Consider the following 24,994-nt stretch of genomic DNA (forward strand, 5'->3'; position numbering starts at 1 on the left):
ACATACCGCCGACGCCGCCAGTGCGGCCCAGGCGTATCACATCTCCCTGAACACCCGGGACATCGCCGAAAAAGGCGCCGAAGTGATCCAGCAAACGGCCAGCGGCATGCGCGATATTGCTGCGGATATCGACGGGTCCTCGCAGCTGATCGCCAAGCTGGGCGAGCGCTCGCAACAGATCACTGCCATCGTCAACACCATTCGCGGCATCGCCGACCAGACCAACCTGCTGGCCCTCAACGCGGCCATCGAAGCGGCGCGTGCCGGCGAGCAAGGTCGCGGGTTTGCCGTGGTGGCCGATGAAGTACGGCAATTGGCTGCACGCACCAGCGGCTCCACGGCGGAAATTTCCAGCATGATCGCGATGATCCAGGATGAAACCCGCCAGGCCATCCACAGCATGGACGGCACCCGCGACCGCGCCGCCCTGGGTGTGGAGCTGGCGAACCAGGCCGGTACCGTCATCGTGCAGATCCGCGAAGGCACCAGCGAGGCCGTGCAGGCGGTGAGTGCATTCGCCAATGAGCGCGGTGGCAACTGACCCGATCTTCATACGGAGCGCTGGGGGCTCGGTCTATAGTGCTTGCTTGTCTTCAAGCAAACAATCCGAGCCCGCCATGACCCCAGAAAAGACCGAAACCGCCGCCGTCGACCACCTACGCTTCCATCGTCCCCATGCCCACTTGGCGCCAACCTTCGGCAATGACACCTTTGCCCTCAAGGCCGAAGCGTTCGCCCGTTTCTTCGGCACGCCCACCTTCCTCGGCGCGCAAACCGCCATCGTCGTGTTGTGGGTGGTGCTGAACATGACCGGGATCACGCACTTCGATGTGTACCCGTTCATCTTGCTCAACCTGGCTTTCAGCCTGCAATCGGCCTATGCCGCGCCGCTGATCCTGCTGGCCCAGACACGCCAGGCCGCGCGCGACAAGGCGCAATCGGACGCCGATGCCCAGCACCGCGAAGCCCTGGCCATTGCCAATACAGAGCGCCAGGCCCAGGCCGCGCAAACCACCAAACAGTTGCTGGATCTGTTGGAGCAGAACACCCGGTTGACGGAAATGACTAAGCAACTGACCGAACATATCGAAAGCCTGACCAGCGAAATGCACGAGCATTTTGTGCGAAAAACTTAAGGCAACCGCAGGTATCGCCCCAGCTCGTCAAACAACGTCACCACCGAGCGCAGCGCCCGACAATCGGGGCGCGTGAGCAACCATAACGCCGTGTCGTGCCCCGCCAACGCGGGGCCCAGTGGTTGCAGGCGGTCCCCGACTAGAAAGTCCGGCAACGCCGCCACCCCCAACCCTGCACGCACCAGTTCGGTCACCGACAACATGCTGTTGCAGCGATAGCTGGGACGCACGCCGGGCAAGTGTTCGCGGCGCCAGACGACCGTGGGATGGTCCGGCAGGAAATCATCCGGGGCGATCCAAGGCAGGTCAGCCAGCTCGCGGCCTTCGTGCTGTTGGGCAAACCCCGGGCTGGCACACACCTGATACGCCACATTGCCCAGACGCCGGCCCACCAGATGCTCCGGCGGCGAGCGCGTCAGGCGCAGGGCGATATCGGCGTCGCGACGGCTGAGGTTGGCAAAATCGTTCGACGTGCTCAGTTCCAGGGTCAGCGCCGGGTACTGCGGCATGAACTGCGCCAGGGCCGGCAACAGCAAGCCTTGCAGCACAGAATCGGTACAGGTCAGGCGCACCGTGCCGCTGATCACCTCACCACCTTGCTCCACACCAATGCGCGCGGCCTCCAGCGCTTGCTCGGCGCGTTCCGCCTGCTGCGCCAGGTTGCTGGCCAGACTGGTGGGCAGGTAGCCGGCGCGGCTTTTTTCGAACAGTGTCTGGCCCAGCGCGGCCTCCAGACGCCGCACTGCGCGAAACACCGTGGACACATCCACCCGCAACAAGGCTGCCGCCCGCCCGAGCGTACCGCCGCGGACCAGGGCGAGGATCAGCGACAGATCAGGGTAGTCGATTGAATAGTGCGTTGTTGCATTGAACATGTGTTTAAACGCCCATATTGATTGCATAGACGCCAATCTATAGTGCGCCTCAGGACACCACAAGCCATGGGATGTACACGATGAAAACCACGCCTTTGCACCTCGCCCTGATCGGCGATTACAACCCCGATGTCATCGCCCACCAGGCCATCCCCGTGGCGCTGCAACAGGCGGCCGAGACGCTCGGCCTGGGGGTTCACGTGCAGTGGCTCGACACCGATAACCTGCCCCAATCACTGCATGACTTCGACGGTTTCTGGTGCGTCCCCGCCAGCCCTTACCGCGACACTGACGGCGCAATGCGGGCGATCCGGTTTGCCCGTGAACAACGCCGACCGTTCCTCGGCACGTGCGGCGGTTTTCAGCATGCGGTGCTGGAATACGCACGCAATGTCCTCGGCTGGAAGGATGCCGAGCATGGCGAACTCGCGCCGCAGGCCAAGCGCGCCGTGATCGCGCCACTGAGCTGTGCCCTGGTGGAGGCCACCGACAGCGTGCGCCTGGCGCCCTACACCCGGATCGCCGAGGCCTATGACACCCTGGATGTGCAGGAAGGTTATCGCTGCCGTTACGGCGTGAACCCCGAGTTCCTCGATGCCTTGCTCGAAGGCGACCTGATCCCCAGCGGCCATGATTCGACCGGTGAACTGCGTGCGGTGGAATTGCTCGACCACCCGTTCTTCATCGCCACCCTCTTCCAACCCGAACGCGTCGCGCTACAAGGCATTACGCCGCCCTTGGCGATTGCCCTGCTCAAGGCTTGCCAGGCGGTGTCCGCATGATCGCCCGCACACCTTCGCCGCCCTACTATGCGGTGATCTTCAGTTCGTTGCGCACCGAAGGCGATCAAGGCTACGGCCAGGCGGCCAGTCGCATGCTGGAACTGGCGCGTGAACAACCGGGGTTCATCGGCGTGGAGTCAGCACGGGAAGACGGCCTGGGCATCACCGTGTCGTACTGGGAGAGTGAAGCGGCCATCCTGGCCTGGAAGCAGCAGGCCGAGCACCGGGTGGTGCGCGAACAAGGGCGCGCCACCTGGTACTCGGCCTTCCAGACTCGGGTGTGCAAAGTCGAACGGGCCTACGCCTTCGAAAGCAAGTACCCCCCCTGTGGCGAGCGGGCTTGCCCCGCGTTGGGCTGCGCAGCGGCCCCAAACCTGACACTCCGTTCTAACTGAACGAACGCGGCGCCCTTACTGGGGCTGCTACGCAGCCCAACGCGGGGCAAGCCCGCTCGCCACAGGAAGCCCGCTCACCACAGAAAGCACGAGCGCTACAGGGTTAGCTCACCAGACTGCGCAACGCACTGATCTGCGGTATCTCCGCCCGGCGCATATACACCCGCAGCGGCTCGGTGATGTTGATACGGTCGTCGATGTTCTGGTCCAGCAGCAACTGGATGCGCTCGCGAGACAGGGTCATGGTCTGCTCCGGGGTCGGCAGCCAGACGAATTCGGCGGCGGGAATGATGCCGTCATCGGCCACGTCCATGCCGAAGGAATCTTCGCTGAAACGTACGATGTAGTGGCCGGTCTTGCGATTGAGGCCAACAAAACCGTGGAGTTGGTCGGCGGCCTGGCAGATAAGCTCGGAGGTGATGCGCATGGTAAACCTCACTGAAAAGTCCCACAGGGACTGGAAAGATGGTTTACACGCGTGGCGGAAAGCGCCGCCCTCTAATGGGGCAGCTTCGGCCAAGAATACTGCAATGCCTGGAAAAAAAACCGAGAAAATTGAAGCCTGCGCACGTTAATGTCGGTTTGGTGATAGCGCCTTTCGCAATCAATTGTTAAAAAGGAGGCCTTCTCAAAGCTACCTACACGAAAGGACTTCGCATATGCCTGTCACGTTTACCAAGAGTGCCCTGCTGCTCGCTCTGATGCTCGGCCTTGGCCAGGCACAGGCGCAAGACCCTATCAGCCCGGCTGAATTGGCGACAAACGAAGGCATTCCGTATCCGGCCGTGATCGCCCACCGTGGCGCGTCCTACGACGCACCGGAATCCACTGCTGCCGCCTACAAGATCGCCCGCGACCTGGGTGCCGACTACCTGGAAATGGACCTGCAACGCAGCAAGGACGGCGTGTTGTTCGCCCTGCACGACAACAACCTGCAGCGCACCACCGACGTGGCCACCAAGTTCCCGGATCGCAAGGACGCCCCGGCCAACGAGTTCACCTGGAAAGAACTGCAAACCCTCGACGCCGGCAGTTGGTTCAACGCCGCCTACCCGGACCGTGCGCGCCCAGGTTTCGTCGGCCTGAAAATCCAGAGCCTGGACGACATCATCAAGATCGCCGAGGGCAACCCGCAGCACAAACCCGGCCTGTACATCGAGACCAAGGAGCCTAAGCAATTCCCGGGCATCGAAGCCGACCTGAAGAACAAGCTGCTCGACAAAGGCTGGCTGAGCTCCGCCGGCTCCAAGCTGGGCAAGAGCAACACCGGTGTGGGCCAGGGCAAGGGTCGCGTGGTGCTGCAAACCTTCGAAGTGGCCAGCCTGAAAGAACTGCAGAAAGAAATGCCGAACACCCCGAAAATCCTGCTGCTGTGGGTGGGTGAAGGCAGTATCGAGCCGAAAAACAAGCAGACGTTCGCGGAGTCCGGTGAAACCACCAAGGCCGCCTACTACGCCAAGCAAGAGCCGAAAGACGCAGCCGAGTTCGAAAAATGGGTCGACGAAGCCAAGAGCCTCGGCGCTATCGGTACCGGCCCATCCGCTGAGCTGACCAACCACGGCGACCAGAGCTATTCGGACCTGGTCAAACCGGAGATGAACAAGCTGACCCACGACAAAGGCCTGCTGGTGCATGTCTACACCGTGGACGAGCCTGTGGACTTCGATAAAGTGATGAAGGCCGGCGTCGATGGCATCTTCACCAACCGCGCCGCCGAACTGCTGAAGTTCTACAAGCGCTGGCCGTCGTCCAGCGTGCAAGATCTGCTGAACGACTATAAGTACTGAGTAGTCAGTGTGCCATTAAGGATGAGTTAAGTTGCGCTGGTTAATCTGGCGCCACTTAAACAGCTCACCAGAAGGACACACACCATGAAAACCCTGACCGCTTTGTTCGCCGCTACCGCCCTGACACTGACCGCCGGCCTGGCCCAGGCCGATGTTCGCCCGGACCACATTGAAGGCCTGCTCAAGTCTGGCGACGTGATGCCTTTCGAGAAGCTCAACGCCGCCGCCCTGGCCAAACACGCCGGTGCCTCCATCCACGACACCGAGCTGGATCGCAACAACAGCGGCGTGCTGGTCTACGAAGTCGAGATGACCGACACCACCGGTAAAAAGTGGGAAGTGAAGCTCGATGCCAAGACCGGCACCGTGCTGGAAGACAAGCAAGACACTTGATTAAAACGCAGAACCCAATGTGGGAGCGGGCTTGCTCGCGAAAGCAGTGGATCAGTCAATATTTTCGGTGACTGACACTCCGCCTTCGCGAGCAAGCCCGCTCCCACATTTGGGTGGCGTTTTTTTTTGCCCGATCAGGCGCCCAATCGCGCCGTCACCTCATTCAACTCGCTCGACAACCCACGCAGGTTATGGCTCGCCGCTTCAGTGCGCTGCACGTTATCCAGGTTGGCCGTCGCCACCGTGGTGATCTGCGTGATGTTGCGCGAGATGTCCTCGGCCACCGAGGTCTGCTCTTCGGCCGCCGTGGCGATCTGGCGGTTCATGTCGCGGATCGCCTCCACCGCCTGGGTGATATGCGCGAGCATGGCGCCGGCCTGCGTGACCTTTTCCACGCTCTCATCGCTGCACGACTGGCCGCTCACGATGGCTTCGGCCGCATCCACCGCGCCGGTCTGTACCGCCTCGATAATCCCGTTGATCTCGATGATCGACGCCGCCGTGCGTTGCGCCAGGCTGCGCACTTCATCGGCCACCACCGCAAAACCACGGCCGGCTTCGCCTGCGCGTGCAGCTTCAATCGCAGCGTTGAGCGCCAGCAGGTTGGTCTGTTCGGCAATGCCGCGAATCACTTCCAGCACCTTGCCGATGCGCACGCTGTCGGTTTCCAGACGGCGGATGATGGTGCCGGTGTTAAGGATCTCGTTGCGCATCTGCCCAATGGTGGCAATGGTGACTTTCATCACTTCACCGCCTTCGCGGGCCGAGTGATCCGCCTCGTCCGCCGCGCGTGACGCACTGGCGGCGTGGCGCGCGACTTCCTGGGCAGTGGCCGACATTTCCGTCATGGCCGTGGCCACTTGGTCGGTACGGTTGAATTGATCATTGGTGCCCGTCGCCATCTGCCCGGCGATGGCGTTCAACTCGCCACTGGCGCTGACCAGGTCGGTAGCACTGCGCTGTAAACGGCTGAAGGTTTCGGCGAGGAAGTCGCGCAAGGTATTCGCGGCAGCGGCCAGGTGGCCCAGCTCATCCTGACGACGGCTGGCCACGCGCTCGGCAAAGCGACCGTGGCTCAGTTGCGTCACGTAGTCGATCAAGCCACGGATCGGCAGGATCAGGTTGCGGTTGATCAGCCACAGGCTGAACAGTCCGATCAACATGCCAGACAACAGCATGATCGCCAGCCCCACCAGCACGGTGCGCTCGGCATAGGCGCTGATGGCCTTGGATTGCTGGCTGCCTTGTTCGCGCAGGTCGTTGACCAACGCACTCATCTGCTCACTGGCGGCGCGATCCACACCTTTCACCGCGGTGTCGCCGGCCGTTGCATCGCCACCGGCGGCCACGTAGGCATCGCGGCCCTTCTGGTAAGCCACTCCGAGTTGCTGGTGTTCTTGGCGCAAGGTTTCGATGCGTCGGCTCAGGCTCGGGTCGCTGCTGGTCTGGGTGACCAACCGGCTGAGAATGCCCTGTACATCGCGCTGGCGGTCCTGAAACTGACCCCAGTATTTCTCCATGTCCTGGGGCTGTTTGCCGCGCAGCAGGACGTTTTTCCATTCCTGAACCTGCACCTTGAATTGCAGGTTGGCCTCGTCAATCAATTGTGAAGTCAGCAGCGGCCCATCGATCAAGCTGCGATAGCTTTGCACCCCATTGGACAAGAAATTGAAACAGGCCAGGGCGATCAACAGCATCGCCAACAGACTGCCACCGAGCAGCGACAGAATTTGTGCTCTCAAAGAGGTTCGCAAAACATTCATCGGGGAAAAGCCTCGATACAAGGAATTGGTGCGTGCACGCCTAACGTCCTTGTCATCAAAAGGCACCGCCCATCCACAGCGGTTCTTGATGCCCTGAATCGGCCGAATTAGAGCCTTCTTGAACGGTTCCTGACAAACGGTCAAATAAATGTCATCGCAACGAAATAAATTCAAAACCGTCACAAAACTGTCAAATCCCCTTGCAATGATTCGCGCATGCGAACCTGTGAAATCTCCTACAGGCGCTTTTTCTGCGAGCCCTCATGAACCACAGCATCGATCACAGCCACCAGGATTCCGACCTGTTTGGCTTGCTCTACGGTTTTCGTTTTCGCCCAGGGGAAAAGGGTGAGCAGATAGATTCGGCCGCGGCGCTCCAGGCGCTACGCCAACCGGGTGACCCGGAAGAATTCTTGTGGCTGCACTTGAACCTAGCCCACGCCGCGTGCGAGCGCTGGATGCAGGCCCACCTGGACCTCCCGGAAGAGTTCTTCGAAGCCCTGCACGAAGGCTCGCGTTCCACGCGCATCGAGCACGTCGACTCGGCCTTGCTGGCGGTGGTCAACGATGTGGTGTTCAACTTCAGCAGCATGGTCTCGTCGGACATTTCCACGCTATGGGTCTGCGCCCGCAGCCGCCTGTTGATCAGCGCGCGCCTGCAACCCTTGCACTCGGTAGACAAGTTGCGCTCGTCGGTGAAGGCTGGCGAAAGCTTTCGTTCACCGCTGGCCTTGCTGGTGCATTTGCTGCGCGACCAGGGTGAAGTACTGACCCAGATCGTGCGCAAGACCAGCATCAGCGTCGACCATATCGAAGACCAGTTGCTGTCCTCACGCCTGTCCACCAACCGTGCTGAACTGGGCGCCGCACGCCGGGTGCTGGTGCGCCTGCAACGCTTGCTGGCGTTGGAGCCGGGCTCGCTGTTGCGCCTGCTCAACCGCCCGCCGCAATGGCTGCAAAAGGAAGACGTGAAGGAGTTGCGCAAATCCACCGAGGAGTTTGCGTTGATCATCAACGACCTGATGGCCCTGGGCGAACGCATCAAGTTGTTGCAGGAAGAAATCGCCGCCAACCTCAACGAGCAAAGCAACCGCACACTGTTCACCCTCACGGTGGTGACGGTGCTGGCGCTGCCGATCAACATCATCGCCGGTTTTTTCGGTATGAACGTGGGCGGCGTCCCGCTTTCCCAGGACCCGGAAGGCTTCTGGATATTGGTGGCGTTGGTCGCGACCTTCACCCTGATTGCCGGGCGCTGGGCGTTCAGGAAGCGCAAGGATTACTGACCAGCGGCCGGTTCAATCACCTAAACACTGATATATGGCAGCATCTCTGTAACATCTTGCAATGATCATGAACGACATCCTCCCAACATGGATGCTCCGGCATGGCCACCCCTTCCCTGACTGCCTCCCCCCACGCCTCTCCCGCAGACCCCAAACCCAGGCTGGACAAGAAACCCGGCCTGGTGACGGTGATCATCTTCTTTGCCGTGCTCGCCATGGGCCTGTTGTTCACCGCCTACAGCCTGATGCACGACATGCACGAAATGGGCGCCCAACTCACCACCTGGACCCCCTTCTTGCTGCTCGGCGTGGCGCTGTTGATCGCCCTGGGGTTCGAGTTCGTCAACGGCTTCCACGACACCGCCAACGCCGTGGCGACGGTGATCTACACCAATTCGCTGCCGCCGCATTTTGCGGTGGTGTGGTCGGGCTTTTTCAACTTCCTAGGTGTATTGCTTTCCAGCGGTGCGGTGGCGTTTGGCATCATTGCGCTGCTGCCGGTCGAGCTGATTTTGCAGGTGGGTTCGTCGGCCGGTTTCGCGATGATCTTCGCCCTGTTGATCGCCGCGATCCTGTGGAACCTCGGCACCTGGTGGCTGGGCTTGCCGGCGTCGTCATCCCACACGCTGATCGGCTCGATCATCGGCGTCGGGGTGGCGAATGCCTTGATGCACGGGCGTGACGGCACCAGCGGCGTGGACTGGAGCCAGGCGATCAAAATCGGTTACGCCTTGTTGCTGTCGCCACTGATCGGCTTTGCCTTTGCGGCGATGCTGTTGCTGGCCCTGCGAGCCTTCGTCAAAAACCGCGCGCTGTACAAGGCACCCAAGGGCGACACCCCGCCGCCGTGGTGGATCCGCGGTATGCTGATCGCCACCTGCACCGGCGTGTCCTTTGCCCACGGTTCCAACGACGGGCAGAAAGGCATGGGCCTGATCATGCTGATCCTGGTCGGCACCCTGCCGATGGCCTACGCGCTAAACCGCACCATGCCCGCCGAGCAGTCGCTGCAGTTCGCGGCGGTGGCCGAAGTGACCCAAGTGGCGCTGGTGAAAAGCGCGCCGCAGGCACTGACCGGCGACCCGCGCCCGATCCTCTCGACCTACGTGCGCACCAAGGAAGCCACGCCTGAACTGGTCCCCGCCCTCGCCGCCCTGGCCGGACAGATCGGTGATGAGGTGAAAGGCTACGGCTCCCTGGCCAAAGTGCCCGCCGAGGCCGTGGGCAACGTGCGCAACGACATGTACCTGACCAGCGAAACCATCCGTTTGATGGACAAGGGCAAGGTCGGCAATTTCGACGCGGATACCCAGGGCAAGCTGCAACTGTTCAAGCAACAGATCGACAGTTCCACACGCTTCATTCCACTGTGGGTGAAGATCGCCGTGGCCATCGCCCTCGGCCTGGGCACCATGGTGGGTTGGAAGCGTATCGTGGTGACCGTCGGCGAGAAGATCGGCAAGACGCACCTGACCTACGCCCAGGGCGCCTCGGCAGAAATGGTGGCGATGCTGACGATTGGCGCGGCGGATATGTATGGGTTGCCGGTGTCGACCACCCACGTGTTGTCGTCCGGTGTCGCGGGGACGATGGTGGCGAATGGCGGTGGGTTGCAGATGCGCACGATTCGCAACCTGGCGATGGCGTGGGTGCTCACATTACCGGCTGCGATTCTGCTGTCAGGCAGCCTCTACTGGCTGTTCACTAAACTTTTCTGACACAACACAGCGCAAAAATGTGGGAGCGGGCTTGCTCGCGAATACGGAGTGTCAGTCACTGGAGATGTTGACTGAACCACCGCATTCGCGAGCAAGCCCGCTCCCACATTTAGATTTTTATTTCTTCAGTGGTTGAAGAGTCCAGCCATCGCGTTGACCCGTTTCTTGTACACCCGCCTTGCCTCCAACGCCTCCTCCAGCGTCACCGCCACAAACCCCGCCCGTTGGTTGGGTTGCATCTGCCCGATCAGGTCCAGGTCGGCGCTGATCACCGTGCCGATCATCGCGTAGCCACCGCCCGACACCGCATCCCGGTGCAACACAATCGGCTCCAATCCCGCCGGCACCTGGATCGAACCGATCGGGTAGCAACTGTCGACGATATTCGACGGATCCGATCCCGCGCCAAACGGCTGCTCCCGTGGCTGGAAACTCAGGGCACTACCGCCTTTGAAGCGATACCCGATACGGTCGGCTTCGGAACCCACGGTCCACGGTTCGGCAAAGAAGCTGCTTTTGGCCGCCTCCGTGAGGCGCTCGTAATACAGCCCCGGCACCACACGCAGGGTCACGTCGCCGCCCACTGATCGGCGCAGCGCCATCGGCAGACTGTTGCCCGCCCGGCCCGTGCCACTGGCTGTGCCGACGGGCAACTCATCGCCTTCCTGCAAGCGCCGCCCGCTAAATCCGCCAAGCGCGCCGAGGGTATAAGTCGAGCGGCTGCCCAGCACCAACGGCACGTCAATGCCACCGGCCACCGCGAGATAAGTCCTCGCGCCCGCCTTGGGAAATTCAAAGCGCAACACCTGCCCGGCCCGCACCTGGAACGCGGTGTCCTGGTGCACCACTTCACCGTCCAGGCGCGGCGACATCAAGGCGCCGCTAAGGGCTACCAGCGCGTCTTGCTGGAACTCCAGCTCGGGGCCGATCAATGTACATTCCAAGCCCGCCGCGCCGACTGGATTGCCGACCAGGTGGTTGGCCGCACTCAACGCGTATTGATCCAATGCACCCGACGGCGGGATGCCCAGGTGGTAATAGCCTTCGCGGCCAAGGTCCTGCACGGAGGTGGCGAGGCCGGGTTTGAGGACCTTGATCATGCCAGTGCCTCCTGCAGGGATTTCGGATAACCGATGGGGTCGGCGAGAAAGGCGTCGAGGGAAAATTCCACGGGACGGATGAGCAGGTCGAAACGTCCTGCGTCGACTTCGGCAACGGCCAGGTCGTAGGCCTCACGGTCCATGGGCTTGAACTGCACGATATCGCCAGGACGGAAGAACACCATGTGTTCCTTGAGGTACGCCAGTTGCTGCGCCGGATCGTAGATCGGCGCCGGGGTCACGCCGAACATCTGGTAACCGCCGGCACCGCGTACCGAGTAGATGCAGCCAAAACAGCCGCCATGGCCGAGGGTGAGTTTCGGCGTGTCGGTGCGCGGCCGCAGGTACTTGGGCACCTGCAATTGCCGCTCACGCTCGACCATCTGGAACATGAACGGCAGGCCCGCCACGAATCCGACCATCGACACAAACCACGGCGCACCACTGTGGGCGGCGATGAACGCCTCGACATCGGCCAGCCCGTTGATGCGCGCGGCGTACTCCAGGTCCGTCCCGCTGGGGTCTTGGTGGCGGTCGCGAAAACGCATCAGGGTTTCGTGGGTCCACGGGTCGTTGTACAGCACCGGGATTTCGATGATGCGCGTGTGCAAGGTGCGTTCGGCTACGGCCTGGGCTTCGGCAGTCTGCACCGCATCGAGCAGCACATGCGGGGCGATGCGGTCGGGGTCGAAGCGAATCTGGAACGACGCATTGGCCAGGCACACATCCAGCACGCCTTCCAGCGCCAGGCGCTCCACGGCACGGGTCACCGCCATGCCTTTGAAAAAGGCCTCCAGGGACATGCTGTCGCTGACCTCGGCAAACAGGTGTTCATCACCGCCGAAGCTGTAGCGGATGGGGGATGTTTCAGCCATGTCTGTTCCTCTTGGAATCATTGTAGAAAGGCAGGCGAAAAAATTGAGGAATCATTTTTATTGGGGTGTTTTGACGGTGATGCCCGCTTGGTCCAACGCTTCGCGGGTCGCCTCTACCAGCTCCAGCGCACCGGGCGTGTCGCTGTGCAGGCAGATGGAATCGAATTCAATAAACAGGTCTTCACCTTCCACGGTTCGCACCAGCCCGGTCTGACAAGCCCGCAGGACGCGCGCCGCCACCGTCGCCGGATCCAGCGCCCGCACGTTGCGGGTAAACACGATGGAGCCGGTCAGATCGTACTCACGGTCGGCATAAAATTCCCGCACCACCGGCTGCCCCAGCTCCTTGGCCACGCGCCAGATCACCGAGTTGGGCATGCAGTACAACAACAGCGTCGGCTCGATGATTTGCAGGTTTTGCACCAGCAGCCGCGCGGCTTCTTCATCGCGGGCCAGGTGCATGTACAGCGCGCCATGGGGCTTGATGTGTTGCAGGGTTACGCCTTGGGCGCGGGCGATTTCCCGCAGGGCGCCGAGCTGGTAGAGCATGTCGTCCACCAGCTCCTGGGCCGGTGCGTTGATGTGGCGACGGCCAAAACCGACCAGGTCCCGAAAGCCCGGATGCGCGCCGATGGCCACGCCCAGCTGCTTGGCGCGCTCGACCGTACGACGCATGGTGCCGGGGTCACCGGCATGGAAGCCGGTAGCAATGTTGGCCGAGCTGATGTACGCCATCAGTTCTGCGTCGACGCCATCACCGATGGTCCAGGGACCGAAGCCTTCGCCCATGTCCGAATTGAAATCCACTGCCTGCATCCGAGTCGCTCCGCCTAAGTGATGGGCGAAAAAGTAGGCTGCGGCTTGACCCCTTGGGAAGATCTATTATCAGATGGCCCTTCTTCTGAAAATCAGATAGCCCTATATTTTGGAGAGGCCGATGTCCCTCACCTTGCGCCAAATTCGTTATTTCGTCGCCACCGCCGAAATCGGCCAGATTTCCCAGGCAGCCATCCACCTGAACATCTCGCAATCGGCGGTGACCACGGCGATCAAGGAGCTGGAGGCGATGCTCGGCGTACAGCTGTTCGTGCGATCGGCCCAAGGCATGAACCTGACCGACGCGGGCCGGCATTTTCTCAACCGTGCCTACGTGATCTTGCGCAGTGTCGATGACGCGCTGAACAGCCCGCTGCCCGACTACCGCGCCCGCGGCGTGCTGCGCCTGGCCGCCAGTTATACGGTGCTCGGCTACTTCCTGCCGCACCACCTGCAACGCATGGAGCACTGGCATCCGGACGTCACCATCGAAGTCTTTGAGCAGGAACGCCAGGCCATCGAACAAGGGTTGCTCGACGGCCAATTCGACATGGCGGTGGTTCTCACCGCCAACCTCACTCACCCGGATATCGTTTCGGAGATTCTGTTCAATTCGGAGCGCCGCCTATGGCTGCCCAGCCATCATCCCCTGTGCGAACGCGGCGCCGTGAGCCTGGTGGATGTGGCCCAGGAGCCTTACATCCTGCTCACCGTCGACGAGGCCGAACACAGCGCCATGCGTTATTGGGAACAGGCCGGACAGACGCCCAAGGTGCGCCTGCGCACCAGTTCGGTGGAGGCGGTGCGCAGCATGGTCGCCAATGGCAGCGGCGTGGCGATCCTGTCAGACCTGGTGCACAGGCCCTGGTCCCTGGAAGGCAAGCGTATCGAAACGCTCACCGTCACCGATCCTGTGACGCCGATGAGTGTGGGCCTCGCCTGGCACCGCGAGCGTGCATTTACCCCAGCGATGCAGGCCGTACGCGATTACTTCCACGACGCGTTCCTGGCACCGCAGCAGTTGTCGGCGCGGCGTTAGAGCTGGGCTTGCAACGTCACTGCCAGCCACTCCATGAACACCCGAACACGTTGTGGCAAATGGCGTTGGCCGGCGTACAACATCGACACGTCCAGCGCCGGCGCCGGGTACTCCGGCAACACGCTCACCAGTTCGCCTCGTGCCAATAATTCGCGGATACCGAGTAACGGCACCTGGGTAATGCCGAAACCGCCCAGGCAGGCCGCTTGGTAGGCATCGGTGCTGTTGACCGTGACCCGTCCGGCCATCGGCACGCGGTGCACCTTGTTGCCCTGCTGGTATTCAAACCCTGCCGAGCGTGAACCCAACGGCCGCACGTAGTGCACCAGTTGATGCTGCGCCAGGCCCGCCAGGGTCATTGGCGTGCCATAGCGTTGCAAATAGGCCGGGCTCACGCAGTTGACCATCGGCATGCTGCAGATTTTGCGAGCAACCACTGTTTGATCAGGCTGGGCACCGACGCGCAGCACGCAGTCAAAACCTTCGGCGATCAGGTCCACTTGGCGGTCGGAACTGCTGATTTCCAGGTCGATCAGCGGATGCGCGTCCATAAACGCCGGCAGACGCGGCAGGATCAATTCCCGCGCCATCACGTTGGGCATGTCCACGCGAATCCGTCCGGTCAGTTGCGCCTCATCCTGGCGAAACAACCCTTCCAACTCTTCCATGTGCGCCAGCAAGTCCTTGCTGCGCTCATACAGCACACGGCCATCCTGGGTCGCCTGCACCTTGCGCGTGGTGCGTTGCAGCAAACGCGTGCCGAGCAATTCCTCCAGCGCCTGCACATGCTCGGACACGGTAGAACGCGGCAGCCCAAGGCTCTCGCCCGCCTGGGTAAAACTCGACAGTTCAGTGACGCGCACGAAGGTGCGCAGCAGCTCAAGTTTGTTCATGGGATTGTTCGCCTTATCCGGCCAGTGATTCCGGTATAGCGCTGTTTATCACGTTATGGGCGAATAAATACACTCGCTGCCACTGATCACCTGAGAGGACTGCACCATGACCCGTAAAATCGCACTTATCACCGGCGCCAGCCGTGGCCTGGGCAAAAGCGCCGCGCTGCACCTGGCGGCACAGGGCGTCGACATCATCGGCACTTACCACAGCGCGGCGGCTGAAGCCCAGGCCGTGGTCGAGCAGGTCCAGGCCTTGGGTGGCCGCGCCGCCATGCTGCAACTGGATGTGAGCCAGAGTGGCAGCTTCGATGGTTTTGTCGGTGAAGTCGGCCGCGTGCTCAAGGATGTCTTCGCGCAGGATCACTTCAACTTTCTGATCAATAACGCCGGCATCGGCGCCCACGCCAGCTTTGCCGAGACCACCGAAGCCCAGTTCGACCAACTGGTGGCGATCCACTTCAAGGCGCCGTTTTTCCTCACGCAAAAACTGCTGCCGCTGATCAGCGATGGCGGGCGCATCATCAATATTTCCAGCGGCCTGGCGCGGTTCAGCCTGCCAGGGTATGCGGCGTATGCGTCGATGAAAGGTGCCGTGGAAGTGCTGTCGCGATACCAGGCCAAAGAGTTGGGCTCACGCGGGATCACCGTGAACACCCTGGCCCCGGGTGCGATTGCCACTGATTTCAGCGGCGGCGCAGTGCGCGACAACCCGGATGTGAATGCAATGGTGGCCAACAATACCGCCTTGGGCCGCGCCGGTTTGCCCGACGACATCGGCGGCGCGATTTCCACCTTGCTCGCCGATGGCAGCAACTGGATCACCGGCCAGCGTATCGAAGCTTCCGGCGGCATGTTTCTCTGATTTCGCACCTCTCCTGTAGGAGCGAGCTTGCTCGCGAAAAACCTGAGAACACCACGTTTATCCAGGTACCCCGCGTTATCGTTAACGCTCTTCGCGAGCAAGCTCGCTCCTACAGCGGATAGTGTTTCTGTTGAGGATTTTTTCCCGAATCACGTCATACCCCCAGTGATACACATAGGTGTACGGCAGGAAAAACAGCAGTACACCGATGTCGAGCATAAACGCATGCATCAGGCTGATGTTCAGCCACGCCGCGATCAAAGGCACCGCGACGATAATCAGTCCGCCTTCGAACATCAGCGCATGCAACACCCGCGTCCAACCGCCGCCCGAGAGTTGCAGGCGCACCTTGAGGCGGTCGAACAGGCTGTTGAAAATGATGTTCCAGGTCAGCGCCAGCAGGCTCAGGCCCAAGGTCACCGCGCCCATTTCAAGCGCCGGCCGGCCGGTGATCCAGACCAGCAGCGGGGTACAGATCAACAACGCCAGGCCTTCAAAACCCAAAGCTTGGCAAACACGTTCAGTAATCGACTTGGTGGGGTGCATGACCCTTCTCCGTGAGTGACGATGATTGCCATGATTACCCTTTGAATCGATACTTCATAACTAATAACCATCGATCAAGGCGATAGTCATGGCCTCCCACGAAGTGCTGCAAGCGTTTGTCCAGGCCGCGACCCAGGGTTCGTTTTCTGCGGCGGCGCGCAAGCTGGGCAAGAGCCAGTCCACTGTCAGTGCGGCAGTGGCGAGCCTGGAGATTGACCTGGATGTGGTGCTGTTCGACCGCAGCAGCCGCAAGCCGACACTGACCCCCGCCGGGCAGGTGCTGCTGCAGCGCGCCGAGCAGGTACTGGAGGCCAGCAGCCGTCTGGAGTTGGCGGCGAGCCAGTTGGCCCAGGGGTTGGAGCCGAAGGTGACCATCGCCATGTCAGACACTTATCAGTCGGAACGTTTTGAGCTTGCGCTCAAGGCGTTCGAACAACGCTACCCGGACCTTGAACTGGAATGGCTGATCGCAGAGTGCGAAGACTTGATCGCCCTGGTGCAGAGCGGTCGCGCACAGATTGCCTTGATCGAAGCCCAGGATGTTTACCCGCCCGACCTGACGCGCTCGCCTGTGGCCGAACGCACGGAGATCGCGCTGTTCGTCGCACCCGGCCACCCCTTGACCTGCGTCGAAAATATCGACCCGCACGCCTTGCAGCAACACCGTGAACTGCGCCTGGCGAGCATCATCAGTCCCAACGAAACACGCCCCTCGGGCCGCGTGTGGTCGGCGCCGAGTTTTCTGATGTTGATGGAAATGGCTCAACTCGGCTTCGGCTGGGCGGAGTTGCCGCGCTGGTTGGTGGAGCGTTTTGGTAATGCCGGGCTGGTTGAACTCAACGTCCGGGGTTGGCCACGCTCGGTGGCGGTGGATGCACTGTGGTCGCGGCAATATCCACCAGGGCCGGCGGGAAGCTGGATGCTGAGCCAGATGCTCGAATAACCCTACAGGGTTATGCGGCCGACAACTGCGGCGGGCGGTTGGTCTGGAAATACTCGTGCAAAGCACGTAATGCGGGCAGCTCCAGGGCTTGCGCGGCGAAACACAATCCGACACGACGCGTGGGTGCCGGCAAATGCCATTCACGTATCACCACGCCGGCCCGCTCCGCCGCCATCGACTGCGGCAACATCGCCACGCCCACACCCGCCGCGACCATATGCAACGCCTGGGTCAGCGAGCCTGCATGCCCGGCCACCGCTTGCGGCGAGCGACCGTACAGGGCCATCAAACGTTGATGTGAATCGTGTTGCGGGCAGGTGATCCAGTCTTCAATCGGCGTCCAGGCCTGTTCCTTGCCCGGCTGCGCCATGGGATGCGCGGCAGGCAACACCATCACGTAGGACTCTTCCCAAAGCGGCAGGAACAACTCGTCCTCGCAGCACATTTCCTCCACGGCCAGGCGCCCTTCGCCTTCGCAGCCTTCCTGCAAAGTCAGCAGCAAGCCCGGCAGGCCTTGGTGCGCCATGCGCAGGAAGGTTTCGATCTGACTGTCGGCAATATCGCCTTCCACCCCCAGTTCCAGAGCGATGCGATTTTCGCGTCCGCGAAACAGGCGGCTCAATGCCTCGGCCTCGGCCACCATGCGCCGCGCCTGGGGGTACAGCACCCGCGCTTCGGCACTCACTTCCACGCCGCGTGGCTGACGCACGAATAGCGCCACGCCCAGTTCGTCTTCCAGTTGTTTGACGGTTACCGACAAGGTCGGCTGGCTGATAAACAAACGCTGGGCCGCCGCAGTGATATTGCGCTCTTCAAAGACCGCGAGAAATGCCTTGAGGTGACGAACATCCATAGCTGAATCCGATGGCTGACAGAGAAATAAGGCATTTTTCAGCCTTGGTGGCGGTAATTATACTGCGACCACGATTCAGTTATCGGTTTTTCTTATTCCAGGAGTTCATGCATGAGCAAGCCATTGATCATCATCACCGGCGCCAGTTCCGGTATCGGCGAAGCCACCGCCCGCCTGTTGTCGGCCGCCGGCCACCCGCTGTTGTTGCTGGCGCGTCGCATTGATCGCCTTAACGATCTGGGCCTGCCAAACACCTTGAACCGTGGCGTAGACATCACCGACCGCGCCGCCCTGGTCGCCGCCGTGCAAGAAGCCGAAGCCCGGTTCGGCCCAGCCGATGCGCTGATCAACAATGCCGGCGTAATGCTGCTGGGCGCAGTCAGCGAGCAAGACCCGGCGCAGTGGGAACAGATGCTGGATGTGAACGTAAAAGGCCTGCTCAACGGCATCCACGCCGTGGCCGGCAGCATGGTTGCGCGCCGAGGCGGCACCATCATCAACGTCAGCTCGGTGGCTGGGCGCAAGACCTTCCCGAATCATGTGGCGTACGTCGGCACCAAGTTCGCGGTACACGGGATTTCGGAAAACCTGCGCGAAGAATTGTCGCCGAGCAACGTGCGCGTCATCACCATTGCCCCCGGTGCGGTGGAAACCGAATTGCTCAGCCACACCACCGATGAGGCGATCAAGACCGGCTATCAGGCGTGGAAACAGGACATGGGCGGCACCGTGCTCAGCGCCGATGATGTGGCCTCGGCGATTGCCTATGCCTACCAGCAGCCGCAGCATGTGTGCATTCGCGAGATCGTATTGGCGGCAACGCGTCAGCAGCCTTGATTCAGCGTTCAGCCAGACGCTTTTCGATAAACCTGCGTTCGGGTGCTTGTTGGGCCAAGGCCAGCGCCCGTTCGTAGGCGACTCGCGCCTCTTCGACACGACCCAATTGCCGGTAAAACTCCCCGCACGCCGAGTGCGCCAGGTGGTAATCCAGCAACTCGCCGCGCGCCAGAATCCCTTCTACCTGCTGCAATCCCGCCAAAGGTCCATCGCGCATGGCCAGCGCTACGGCGCGGTTCAGTTCGATCACCGCTGATGGCATCATCCTGAGCAACACATCGTAGAGCCCGACGATCTGCGGCCAATCGGTTTCACCCGCACTGGGCGCTTCGGCGTGTACAGCCGCAATCGCGGCTTGCAGGCAGTACGGACCAAAGCGCCGCGTGCCAAGTGCATGCTCCACCAGTGCGCAGCCTTCGCCGATCATGGACACATCCCACAGCGAGCGGTCCTGTTCATCCAGCAACACCAACTCCCCACTGTCCGTGGTGCGCGCCGAGCGGCGGGATTCGTGCAACAGCATCAACGCCAGCAAGCCCATGACTTCCGGTTCGGGCAGCAACTCCATTAACAATCGGCCCAATCGAATGGCCTCACGGGTCAAATCCTCGCGAGTCAGATCGGCCCCCATGGACGCCGAATACCCCTCGTTGAACACCAGGTAAATCACCCGCAGCACGCTGTCCAGCCGCTCGGGCAATTCGTCTCGGGAGGGCACTTGATACGGGATCTTCGCCTCGCGGATCTTGCCCTTGGCCCGCACGATGCGCTGGGCGATGGTGGCCGGCGTGGCCAGGAACGCCCGGGCGATTTCTTCGGTGGTGAGCTCGCAGATCTCGCGCAAGGTTAACGCCGCCTGGGCATCGGCCGCCAACGCGGGATGGCAGCAGGTGAAGATCAGGCGCAGGCGGTCATCTTCCACGTCTTCATCGCTCCAGTCAGCGGCTTCCAGTGTATCGGCCTGCGCCTGCAACAACGGGGTGAACCGCGCCTGGCGGCGCAAACGGTCGATGGCCTTGAAGCGCCCGGTCGACACCAGCCAGGCGCGTGGATTGTCCGGCACTCCGTCTAGCGGCCAACGCTGCACCGCCACGAAAAACGCTTCGTGCAGGGCTTCTTCGGCCAGGTCGAAATCGCCCAGCAAGCGAATCAGCGTCGCGAGGACTCGACGTGATTCGCCGCGGTAAATGGCCTCGACCGACAGGGTCAATCGGACATGCCCTCGGTCACCAGGGTGACCAGTCGATCCAGGCTCTGGCCCCAGCCGTCATGAAAGCCCATGGCTTCGTGGGCCTGCTTGTCTTCGGCACTCCAGTGCATGGCGCGGGCGGTGTAAAGCGTCTTGCCATCGACCTCTTCGAAGGTGACTTCGGCGCTCATGAACGGCTTGCCCGAGGGTATCCAGCCGGGCATGAAGGCGTCGGTAAACACCAGTCGATTGGGCGCATCGATTTCCAGAAACACACCCTGGGTCGGGTATTCGGCGCCGTCCGGTGCGCGCATCAAGGTGCGAAACAGGCCACCGACCCACAGGTTCATTTCGCACTCGGGGGTGGTCATGCCATGGGGCCCCCACCATTGCTGGAGCAAGGCGGGTTCGGTCCAGGCACGGAACACACGGCTGGGCGGTGCATCGATCACACGGCTGATGGACAATTCAAACTCGGCAGGTTGCGTAGACATGGGGTAAACCTCTTGAGTCTTAGGGTTGTTGTGTTCAGAGATTCAATTCACGCACGGGGCGCACTTCCACACTGCCGACCCGGGCGGCCGGAATGCCGCCGGCCACTTGGATCGCCTCATTTAAATCACGAGCCTCGATCAGGTAGAACCCGGCGAGCTGCTCCTTGGTCTCGGCGAACGGCCCGTCGGTGATCGACAACTTGCCATTGCGCATGCGCACGGTGGTGGCAGTGCTCACCGACTCCAGCGGCTCGGCAGCCAGCATGCGACCGCTGGCCTGAACGGACTGCGCATAGGCGAAGCACTCCGGGTCTGCCGGGCTGTCCGGCGAGGTGTGCAGCACCTGCTCGTTGCTGTAGATCAGGCAGAGGTATTTCATGGGCTTCTCCGTTTTCGGACGACTGACTATAGATCGTGCAGGTCAAGGTTTCAGGTCGAACAGACCAGCGCCGGTTTCCATGTCGAACGGCGCGGACCAGTGTTCATGCACCACTTTCCATTGACCATCGATGCGCTGGTAGCCGGCGCTGACCCGCATCCAGCAGGTCATGAGCACGCCGTCCGGGCCGGTGCCGCCGCAGTGGGCCAGCCAATGGGCAAAGGCGCTGTCTGCTCCAGCAACGATATGCAGCTCATGAAAGTCGAAAACCCCGGGGCCAGGACAGAATTCCATGCAAGCCTGCCAATGCGCCTGGTAGGCGGCCTTGCCCTTGAATTGCAGGGCGCCAACGGCGTCGAACGCGACGATATCGTCGGCGTAAAAGCTGACAATCTGCTCGACATCCTTGGCGGTGACAGCGTGTTTCCATTGCTCGATCAGGGTGTTGATGGCAGTGCTCATGGCGATACTCCTTGGGGTAGAAAACATCACGGAAGACACCCTTAGTCGAATGATCCATCGGCAAATCGACAGCCGTTTAAAAATAATTTCGTCCCCAACAAACCCGATAGAATCCACGCATCTTTGTAGGATTTCGGATACACCCCCGATGGAAACCCGCCTCGCCCGTTATGAGACGTTGAGCCTTGTGCAGAAACAGCAACTCGACACCCTGCAAGTGCATCCCGAGCAACTGGCCTATTCCGGCGATATCTACTGCGCGCTGAACAGCCTGCTGGTCAACCCCCATCCCGACGCCATCAAAGGCTTTGCCCTGCTCGCCGACGAAACGCCCGTGGCCTTCCTGCTGCTTAAACGCCCGCCTTGCCTGCCCCACTGGGCGGATGAACACAGCGCGACCTTGCATGCGTTGCAGGTGGATCGGCATCAGCAAGGGCGTGGGTTCGGCAAAGCCTGCCTGCAAGCGCTGCCCGCAGCGGCATTGCAAGCGTGGCCGCAGATCAAGGGACTGGAGTTGTCGGTGGATGCGGACAATGTGGCGGCGATGAGGCTGTATCTGGGGGCGGGGTGGGTGGATGGCGGAGAGGCGTATAAGGGGCGGATTGGGTATGAGCGGAGGTTGAGGTGGGTGTTTGCGGAGTGAATCTTGACGGCACGCCAATGTAACGCAAACATGACATTTCACAAATAATGTAATGGTTACGTGACATGGATGCTTCACTCATCACGCAGAGACTCGCAAAGCAAATTCGGATGAAACGTCTCAGCCAAGGCTATAACCAATCAGATCTGGCAAAGCTTGCGGGCGTTACACGTCAGAAACTCATCGAAATCGAGCAAGGCAGTATGTCCGTTTCAATGGGCGCATATGCACGTGTGATGGGTGCTCTGAGTAGTGAAATGGAACTGGTTAAAGCGCGCCTTCCAACACTTGAGGAAGTCGCAGACATTTTCAAAGATTAGGCTCTGCGCTTTTTATAGGAGATCCCATGCTGACAACCCTCGAACAACTCGAAGCGCTCTACGGCCTCCCCCACGAGCGCGCCGTACGCAAGGAAATCCCGTTTCTCAATGAGGACTACCAGACGATGGTGCGGGCTTCGCCGCTGGTGGTGGTGAGTTCGTCCGGGCCCGACGGTATCGACGGTTCGCCACGCGGGGATGTGCCGGGGTTCGTGCGGATTCTGGATGAGCGCACCCTGGCGATTCCGGATCGGCCGGGGAACAACCGCTTGGATACTTTGCGCAATCTGGTACAGGACTCGCGCATTGCTTTGCTATTCATCATTCCGGGGATTGGTGAAACCTTGCGCGTTAACGGCCGGGCGCAGATTTCAATCGAACCTGAACTGCTGGAGAGTTTTGCGGTGAATGGCAAACCGGCGCGATCGGTGATTCTGGTGCAGGTGGAGGCTGCGTATTTCCACTGTTCCAAGGCATTTGTGCGTTCGGACTGCTGGAACCCCGAGAAGCACCTGGACCGCTCGGCGTTGCCGTCAGCGGGGGAGTTTCACAAGCGGCTCAATGATGGGCAGTTTGACGCAGAAGCGTATGACCGGGAGATGCCTGAGCGGGTCAAAGCCACACTGTATTGATACGCCTGCAGAAGCCCGGCTTGCCGGGCTTCGTCACGGGGCTGTGTTTAGCCTCTTTCGCCCACCGGCAACCAGATCTCCACGGTCCCGGTGCCCTTGCGCGCATCGAAATCCGCGCTGTAGCGCTCGAAATCCGCGCCCATCACCTTGTAGCCCGAATGCGGCAGCCATTCGAACATGATGCGCTCATAGGTTTGCTCAAGCGCCTGCACCGGCCCGTAATGCGGGAACACGGCGTAGTTGAGCGGTGGGATTTCGATGCATTCGAAGTTGCCTGGCACATCGGCTTTGGTCGGGACTTCGACACCGGCCATGTAGTCGAATTCGCCATGCTTGGGGTTGTGACAAACGCCATACGTCACACCGCCCACACGCTTCTTGATGTCCTTGATGCAGGTATCGAACAACTCCCACAGTTTGGGGATATCCCCCACGGTGGCCTTCGAATAACGCCCTTGCACCCCGGCGATCACCAGGGCTTTACCGGCTTCCATGCGTGGCTCTAACGGTTGTTTTGTCTGCTGATCCATACGAACAGTCTCCTTCTTATGAGGGAACAAACCCGCATCGAGTATAGGGGCATATCCGCACTGGGCTCCATGCAGAAAATTTTCCTAGGCATCTGGACAACGGGCCATCATCGACCGTATTGTCTGCCCCGCAGGCCACCGCAGTGGCCGACGTCGCTCGGACGGTTCCGGGCGCTTACGTACTTCGAGGCAACAATGGCAGACCAAGGTTCGCCGCGCCGCTTTGCGCGCATAGATCGACTACCCCCTTATGTTTTCAACATCACTGCCGAGCTGAAGATGGCTGCGCGTCGGCGCGGCGAAGACATCATCGACTTGAGCATGGGCAACCCTGACGGCGCCACGCCGCCGCACATTGTTGAAAAACTCGTGCAAGTTGCCCAGCGTGAAGACACCCACGGTTACTCCACCTCCAAAGGCATTCCGCGTCTGCGCCGGGCGATTTCGCGCTGGTACAAAGACCGCTATGAAGTGGACATCGACCCTGAGTCCGAAGCCATCGTCACCATCGGTTCCAAGGAAGGCCTGGCGCACTTGATGCTGGCCACCCTGGACCAGGGCGACACCGTGCTGGTGCCCAACCCGAGTTACCCGATCCACATCTACGGTGCGGTGATTGCCGGCGCCCAGGTGCGCTCGGTGCCGCTGGTGCCGGGCGTGGACTTTTTCGCCGAGCTGGAACGGGCGATTCGCGGCTCGATCCCCAAGCCGAAGATGATGATTCTCGGCTTTCCGTCCAACCCGACCGCGCAGTGCGTGGAACTGGACTTCTTCGAACGTGTGATCGCGCTGGCCAAGCAGTACGACGTGCTGGTGATCCACGACCTGGCCTACGCCGACATCGTCTACGACGGCTGGAAAGCCCCGTCAATCATGCAAGTGCCGGGCGCCAAGGACATCGCGGTGGAGTTTTTCACCCTGTCCAAGAGCTACAACATGGCTGGCTGGCGCATCGGTTTCATGGTGGGCAACCCGGAACTGGTCAACGCCCTGGCACGCATCAAGAGCTACCACGACTACGGCACCTTTACGCCGCTGCAAGTCGCCGCCATTGCTGCACTGGAAGGCGACCAGCAGTGCGTGAAAGACATCGCCGAACAGTACCGCCAGCGCCGCAATGTGCTGGTCAAGGGCCTGCATGAGCTGGGCTGGATGGTCGAAAATCCAAAGGCGTCGATGTACGTCTGGGCGAAGATTCCCGAAGCATATGCCGCCATGGGTTCGCTGGAGTTTGCCAAAAAGCTTCTGCTGGAGGCCAAGGTGTGTGTGTCGCCGGGGATCGGTTTTGGCGAGTATGGCGATGACCATGTGCGCTTTGCGCTGATCGAGAACCAGGACCGGATTCGGCAGGCGGTGCGAGGGATTCGTGGGATGTTCAGGGCGGATGGGCTGGTGCCGAAAACCGGAGCCTAATTCGATCTAAATGTGGGAGCAACTGTCTTG

At 61.1% G+C, this 24,994-nt stretch carries 28 protein-coding genes and 2 pseudogenes; 16 read left to right on the plus strand and 14 right to left on the minus strand.

What is annotated here, in order from left to right; translation table 11 throughout:
* Nucleotides 1-106: 106 nt before the first annotated feature.
* Together HX793_RS32095 and HX793_RS30115 are read left to right on the plus strand one after the other, a co-directional pair.
* A pseudogene (locus tag HX793_RS32095) lies at nucleotides 107-541 on the plus strand (methyl-accepting chemotaxis protein); the annotation flags it as partial.
* Nucleotides 542-617: 76 nt separating this feature from the next.
* On the plus strand, nucleotides 618-1,136 hold the full coding sequence (locus HX793_RS30115; protein ID WP_095017344.1) for a DUF1003 domain-containing protein: 519 nt from the start codon (nucleotides 618-620) through the stop codon (nucleotides 1,134-1,136).
* Here the strand turns inward: HX793_RS30115 and HX793_RS30120 are convergent.
* Nucleotides 1,133-2,011: a LysR family transcriptional regulator gene (locus HX793_RS30120; RefSeq protein WP_177097351.1), complete on the minus strand. Its 879-nt coding sequence runs from the start codon at nucleotides 2,009-2,011 to the stop codon at nucleotides 1,133-1,135. The two genes, HX793_RS30115 and HX793_RS30120, sit on opposite strands and share 4 nt — an antisense overlap.
* 80 nt (nucleotides 2,012-2,091) lie before the next feature.
* Here HX793_RS30120 and HX793_RS30125 point away from each other — a divergent pair, with 80 nt between their 5' ends.
* Entirely contained in the window at nucleotides 2,092-2,793 is a 702-nt protein-coding gene (locus HX793_RS30125) for a CTP synthase C-terminal region-related (seleno)protein (protein ID WP_177097353.1), read from the plus strand.
* Nucleotides 2,790-3,107: pseudogene (locus tag HX793_RS30130) on the plus strand (antibiotic biosynthesis monooxygenase family protein); the annotation flags it as partial. The gene HX793_RS30125 and the pseudogene HX793_RS30130, both read left to right, overlap by 4 nt.
* A 184-nt stretch (nucleotides 3,108-3,291) precedes the next feature.
* On the opposite strand, the gene HX793_RS30135 reads toward HX793_RS30130, so the two are convergent.
* Complete coding sequence (locus tag HX793_RS30135) at nucleotides 3,292-3,615, minus strand: DUF2025 family protein (RefSeq protein WP_177097355.1); 324 nt, start codon at nucleotides 3,613-3,615, stop codon at nucleotides 3,292-3,294.
* A gap of 232 nt (nucleotides 3,616-3,847) precedes the next feature.
* Between HX793_RS30135 and HX793_RS30140 the strand changes: the two genes are divergently transcribed.
* Together HX793_RS30140 and HX793_RS30145 are read left to right on the plus strand one after the other, a co-directional pair.
* Complete coding sequence (locus tag HX793_RS30140) at nucleotides 3,848-4,975, plus strand: glycerophosphodiester phosphodiesterase family protein (RefSeq protein WP_016978335.1); 1,128 nt, start codon at nucleotides 3,848-3,850, stop codon at nucleotides 4,973-4,975.
* A gap of 84 nt (nucleotides 4,976-5,059) precedes the next feature.
* Nucleotides 5,060-5,368: a PepSY domain-containing protein gene (locus HX793_RS30145; protein ID WP_177053919.1), complete on the plus strand. Its 309-nt coding sequence runs from the start codon at nucleotides 5,060-5,062 to the stop codon at nucleotides 5,366-5,368.
* A gap of 134 nt (nucleotides 5,369-5,502) precedes the next feature.
* On the opposite strand, the gene HX793_RS30150 is transcribed toward HX793_RS30145, so the two are convergent.
* The gene (locus HX793_RS30150; protein WP_016978333.1) at nucleotides 5,503-7,131 is read right to left on the minus strand and encodes a methyl-accepting chemotaxis protein; all 1,629 of its coding nucleotides are present in this window, start codon (nucleotides 7,129-7,131) and stop codon (nucleotides 5,503-5,505) included.
* 263 nt (nucleotides 7,132-7,394) lie between these two features.
* Between HX793_RS30150 and HX793_RS30155 the strand changes: the two genes are divergently transcribed.
* Nucleotides 7,395-8,417, plus strand: a complete 1,023-nt coding sequence (locus HX793_RS30155; RefSeq protein WP_016978332.1) for a transporter — start codon at nucleotides 7,395-7,397, stop codon at nucleotides 8,415-8,417.
* Between the two features lie 101 nt (nucleotides 8,418-8,518).
* Complete coding sequence (locus HX793_RS30160) at nucleotides 8,519-10,135, plus strand: inorganic phosphate transporter (protein ID WP_177097357.1); 1,617 nt, start codon at nucleotides 8,519-8,521, stop codon at nucleotides 10,133-10,135.
* Nucleotides 10,136-10,260: 125 nt separating this feature from the next.
* On the opposite strand, the gene HX793_RS30165 is transcribed toward HX793_RS30160, so the two are convergent.
* From HX793_RS30165 to HX793_RS30175, 3 genes are read right to left on the minus strand one after another with little or no spacing between them, the layout of a single operon-like run.
* On the minus strand, nucleotides 10,261-11,235 hold the full coding sequence (locus tag HX793_RS30165) for a 5-oxoprolinase subunit C family protein (RefSeq protein ID WP_016978330.1): 975 nt from the start codon (nucleotides 11,233-11,235) through the stop codon (nucleotides 10,261-10,263).
* A complete protein-coding gene (locus HX793_RS30170; RefSeq protein ID WP_177097358.1) occupies nucleotides 11,232-12,110 on the minus strand; it encodes a 5-oxoprolinase subunit B family protein in 879 nt (292 codons plus the stop codon). Before HX793_RS30170 ends, HX793_RS30165 begins: the two co-directional genes overlap by 4 nt.
* 57 nt (nucleotides 12,111-12,167) lie before the next feature.
* A complete protein-coding gene (locus HX793_RS30175) occupies nucleotides 12,168-12,926 on the minus strand; it encodes a 5-oxoprolinase subunit PxpA (protein WP_177053507.1) in 759 nt (252 codons plus the stop codon).
* Nucleotides 12,927-13,047: 121 nt separating this feature from the next.
* Between HX793_RS30175 and HX793_RS30180 the strand changes: the two genes are divergently transcribed.
* Entirely contained in the window at nucleotides 13,048-13,965 is a 918-nt protein-coding gene (locus HX793_RS30180) for a LysR family transcriptional regulator (protein WP_177053506.1), read from the plus strand.
* On the opposite strand, the gene HX793_RS30185 is transcribed toward HX793_RS30180, so the two are convergent.
* Complete coding sequence (locus HX793_RS30185) at nucleotides 13,962-14,858, minus strand: LysR family transcriptional regulator (RefSeq protein ID WP_016978326.1); 897 nt, start codon at nucleotides 14,856-14,858, stop codon at nucleotides 13,962-13,964. The genes HX793_RS30180 and HX793_RS30185 overlap by 4 nt on opposite strands.
* A gap of 106 nt (nucleotides 14,859-14,964) precedes the next feature.
* Between HX793_RS30185 and HX793_RS30190 the strand changes: the two genes are divergently transcribed.
* Complete coding sequence (locus HX793_RS30190; RefSeq protein ID WP_177097360.1) at nucleotides 14,965-15,723, plus strand: SDR family NAD(P)-dependent oxidoreductase; 759 nt, start codon at nucleotides 14,965-14,967, stop codon at nucleotides 15,721-15,723.
* Between the two features lie 81 nt (nucleotides 15,724-15,804).
* Here HX793_RS30190 and HX793_RS30195 read toward each other — a convergent pair whose 3' ends face one another.
* On the minus strand, nucleotides 15,805-16,269 hold the full coding sequence (locus HX793_RS30195) for a multidrug/biocide efflux PACE transporter (RefSeq protein ID WP_177097362.1): 465 nt from the start codon (nucleotides 16,267-16,269) through the stop codon (nucleotides 15,805-15,807).
* 88 nt (nucleotides 16,270-16,357) lie between these two features.
* On the opposite strand from HX793_RS30195, the gene HX793_RS30200 reads away from it, so the two are divergent.
* Entirely contained in the window at nucleotides 16,358-17,212 is an 855-nt protein-coding gene (locus tag HX793_RS30200; protein ID WP_177059738.1) for a LysR family transcriptional regulator, read from the plus strand.
* A gap of 10 nt (nucleotides 17,213-17,222) precedes the next feature.
* Here the strand turns inward: HX793_RS30200 and HX793_RS30205 are convergent, their stop codons facing one another.
* Nucleotides 17,223-18,065 carry a LysR family transcriptional regulator gene (locus HX793_RS30205; RefSeq protein ID WP_016978322.1) on the minus strand — a complete coding sequence of 281 codons (843 nt, stop codon included), beginning with the start codon at nucleotides 18,063-18,065 and terminating at the stop codon, nucleotides 17,223-17,225.
* A gap of 111 nt (nucleotides 18,066-18,176) precedes the next feature.
* On the opposite strand from HX793_RS30205, the gene HX793_RS30210 reads away from it, so the two are divergent.
* A complete protein-coding gene (locus HX793_RS30210; protein ID WP_016978321.1) occupies nucleotides 18,177-18,902 on the plus strand; it encodes an SDR family oxidoreductase in 726 nt (241 codons plus the stop codon).
* A 1-nt stretch (nucleotide 18,903) separates the two neighbouring features.
* Here HX793_RS30210 and HX793_RS30215 read toward each other — a convergent pair whose 3' ends face one another.
* Genes HX793_RS30215 through HX793_RS30230 form a run of 4 tightly spaced genes read right to left on the minus strand, consistent with a single transcriptional unit; the run spans nucleotide 18,904 to nucleotide 21,426 of the window.
* The gene (locus tag HX793_RS30215) at nucleotides 18,904-20,112 is read right to left on the minus strand and encodes an RNA polymerase sigma factor (protein WP_177097364.1); all 1,209 of its coding nucleotides are present in this window, start codon (nucleotides 20,110-20,112) and stop codon (nucleotides 18,904-18,906) included.
* Nucleotides 20,109-20,585 (minus strand): SRPBCC family protein, encoded by a 477-nt coding sequence (locus HX793_RS30220; RefSeq protein WP_177097366.1) that lies wholly within the window; start codon nucleotides 20,583-20,585, stop codon nucleotides 20,109-20,111. The genes HX793_RS30215 and HX793_RS30220 overlap by 4 nt, the downstream gene beginning before the upstream one ends.
* Before the next feature lie 34 nt (nucleotides 20,586-20,619).
* The gene (locus HX793_RS30225) at nucleotides 20,620-20,964 is read right to left on the minus strand and encodes a YciI family protein (protein WP_016978318.1); all 345 of its coding nucleotides are present in this window, start codon (nucleotides 20,962-20,964) and stop codon (nucleotides 20,620-20,622) included.
* Nucleotides 20,965-21,006: 42 nt separating this feature from the next.
* The gene (locus HX793_RS30230) at nucleotides 21,007-21,426 is read right to left on the minus strand and encodes a YybH family protein (RefSeq protein WP_177097368.1); all 420 of its coding nucleotides are present in this window, start codon (nucleotides 21,424-21,426) and stop codon (nucleotides 21,007-21,009) included.
* Between the two features lie 148 nt (nucleotides 21,427-21,574).
* Here HX793_RS30230 and HX793_RS30235 point away from each other — a divergent pair, with 148 nt between their 5' ends.
* From HX793_RS30235 to HX793_RS30245, 3 genes are all read left to right on the plus strand, one after another.
* Nucleotides 21,575-22,069: a GNAT family N-acetyltransferase gene (locus tag HX793_RS30235; RefSeq protein WP_177004821.1), complete on the plus strand. Its 495-nt coding sequence runs from the start codon at nucleotides 21,575-21,577 to the stop codon at nucleotides 22,067-22,069.
* 65 nt (nucleotides 22,070-22,134) lie between these two features.
* On the plus strand, nucleotides 22,135-22,389 hold the full coding sequence (locus HX793_RS30240) for a helix-turn-helix domain-containing protein (RefSeq protein ID WP_177004820.1): 255 nt from the start codon (nucleotides 22,135-22,137) through the stop codon (nucleotides 22,387-22,389).
* A gap of 26 nt (nucleotides 22,390-22,415) precedes the next feature.
* Nucleotides 22,416-23,021 (plus strand): pyridoxamine 5'-phosphate oxidase family protein, encoded by a 606-nt coding sequence (locus tag HX793_RS30245; RefSeq protein WP_177097371.1) that lies wholly within the window; start codon nucleotides 22,416-22,418, stop codon nucleotides 23,019-23,021.
* A gap of 47 nt (nucleotides 23,022-23,068) precedes the next feature.
* Here HX793_RS30245 and HX793_RS30250 read toward each other — a convergent pair whose 3' ends face one another.
* Nucleotides 23,069-23,551, minus strand: a complete 483-nt coding sequence (locus HX793_RS30250) for a GyrI-like domain-containing protein (protein WP_177004818.1) — start codon at nucleotides 23,549-23,551, stop codon at nucleotides 23,069-23,071.
* Nucleotides 23,552-23,746: 195 nt separating this feature from the next.
* On the opposite strand from HX793_RS30250, the gene alaC reads away from it, so the two are divergent.
* Nucleotides 23,747-24,964, plus strand: a complete 1,218-nt coding sequence (gene alaC / locus HX793_RS30255) for an alanine transaminase (RefSeq protein ID WP_177053498.1) — start codon at nucleotides 23,747-23,749, stop codon at nucleotides 24,962-24,964.
* Nucleotides 24,965-24,994: the final 30 nt, after the last annotated feature.

Origin of the sequence: Pseudomonas reactans, from assembly GCF_013387025.1 — a bacterium.
Taxonomy (GTDB): Bacteria; Pseudomonadota; Gammaproteobacteria; order Pseudomonadales; family Pseudomonadaceae; genus Aquipseudomonas; species Aquipseudomonas reactans.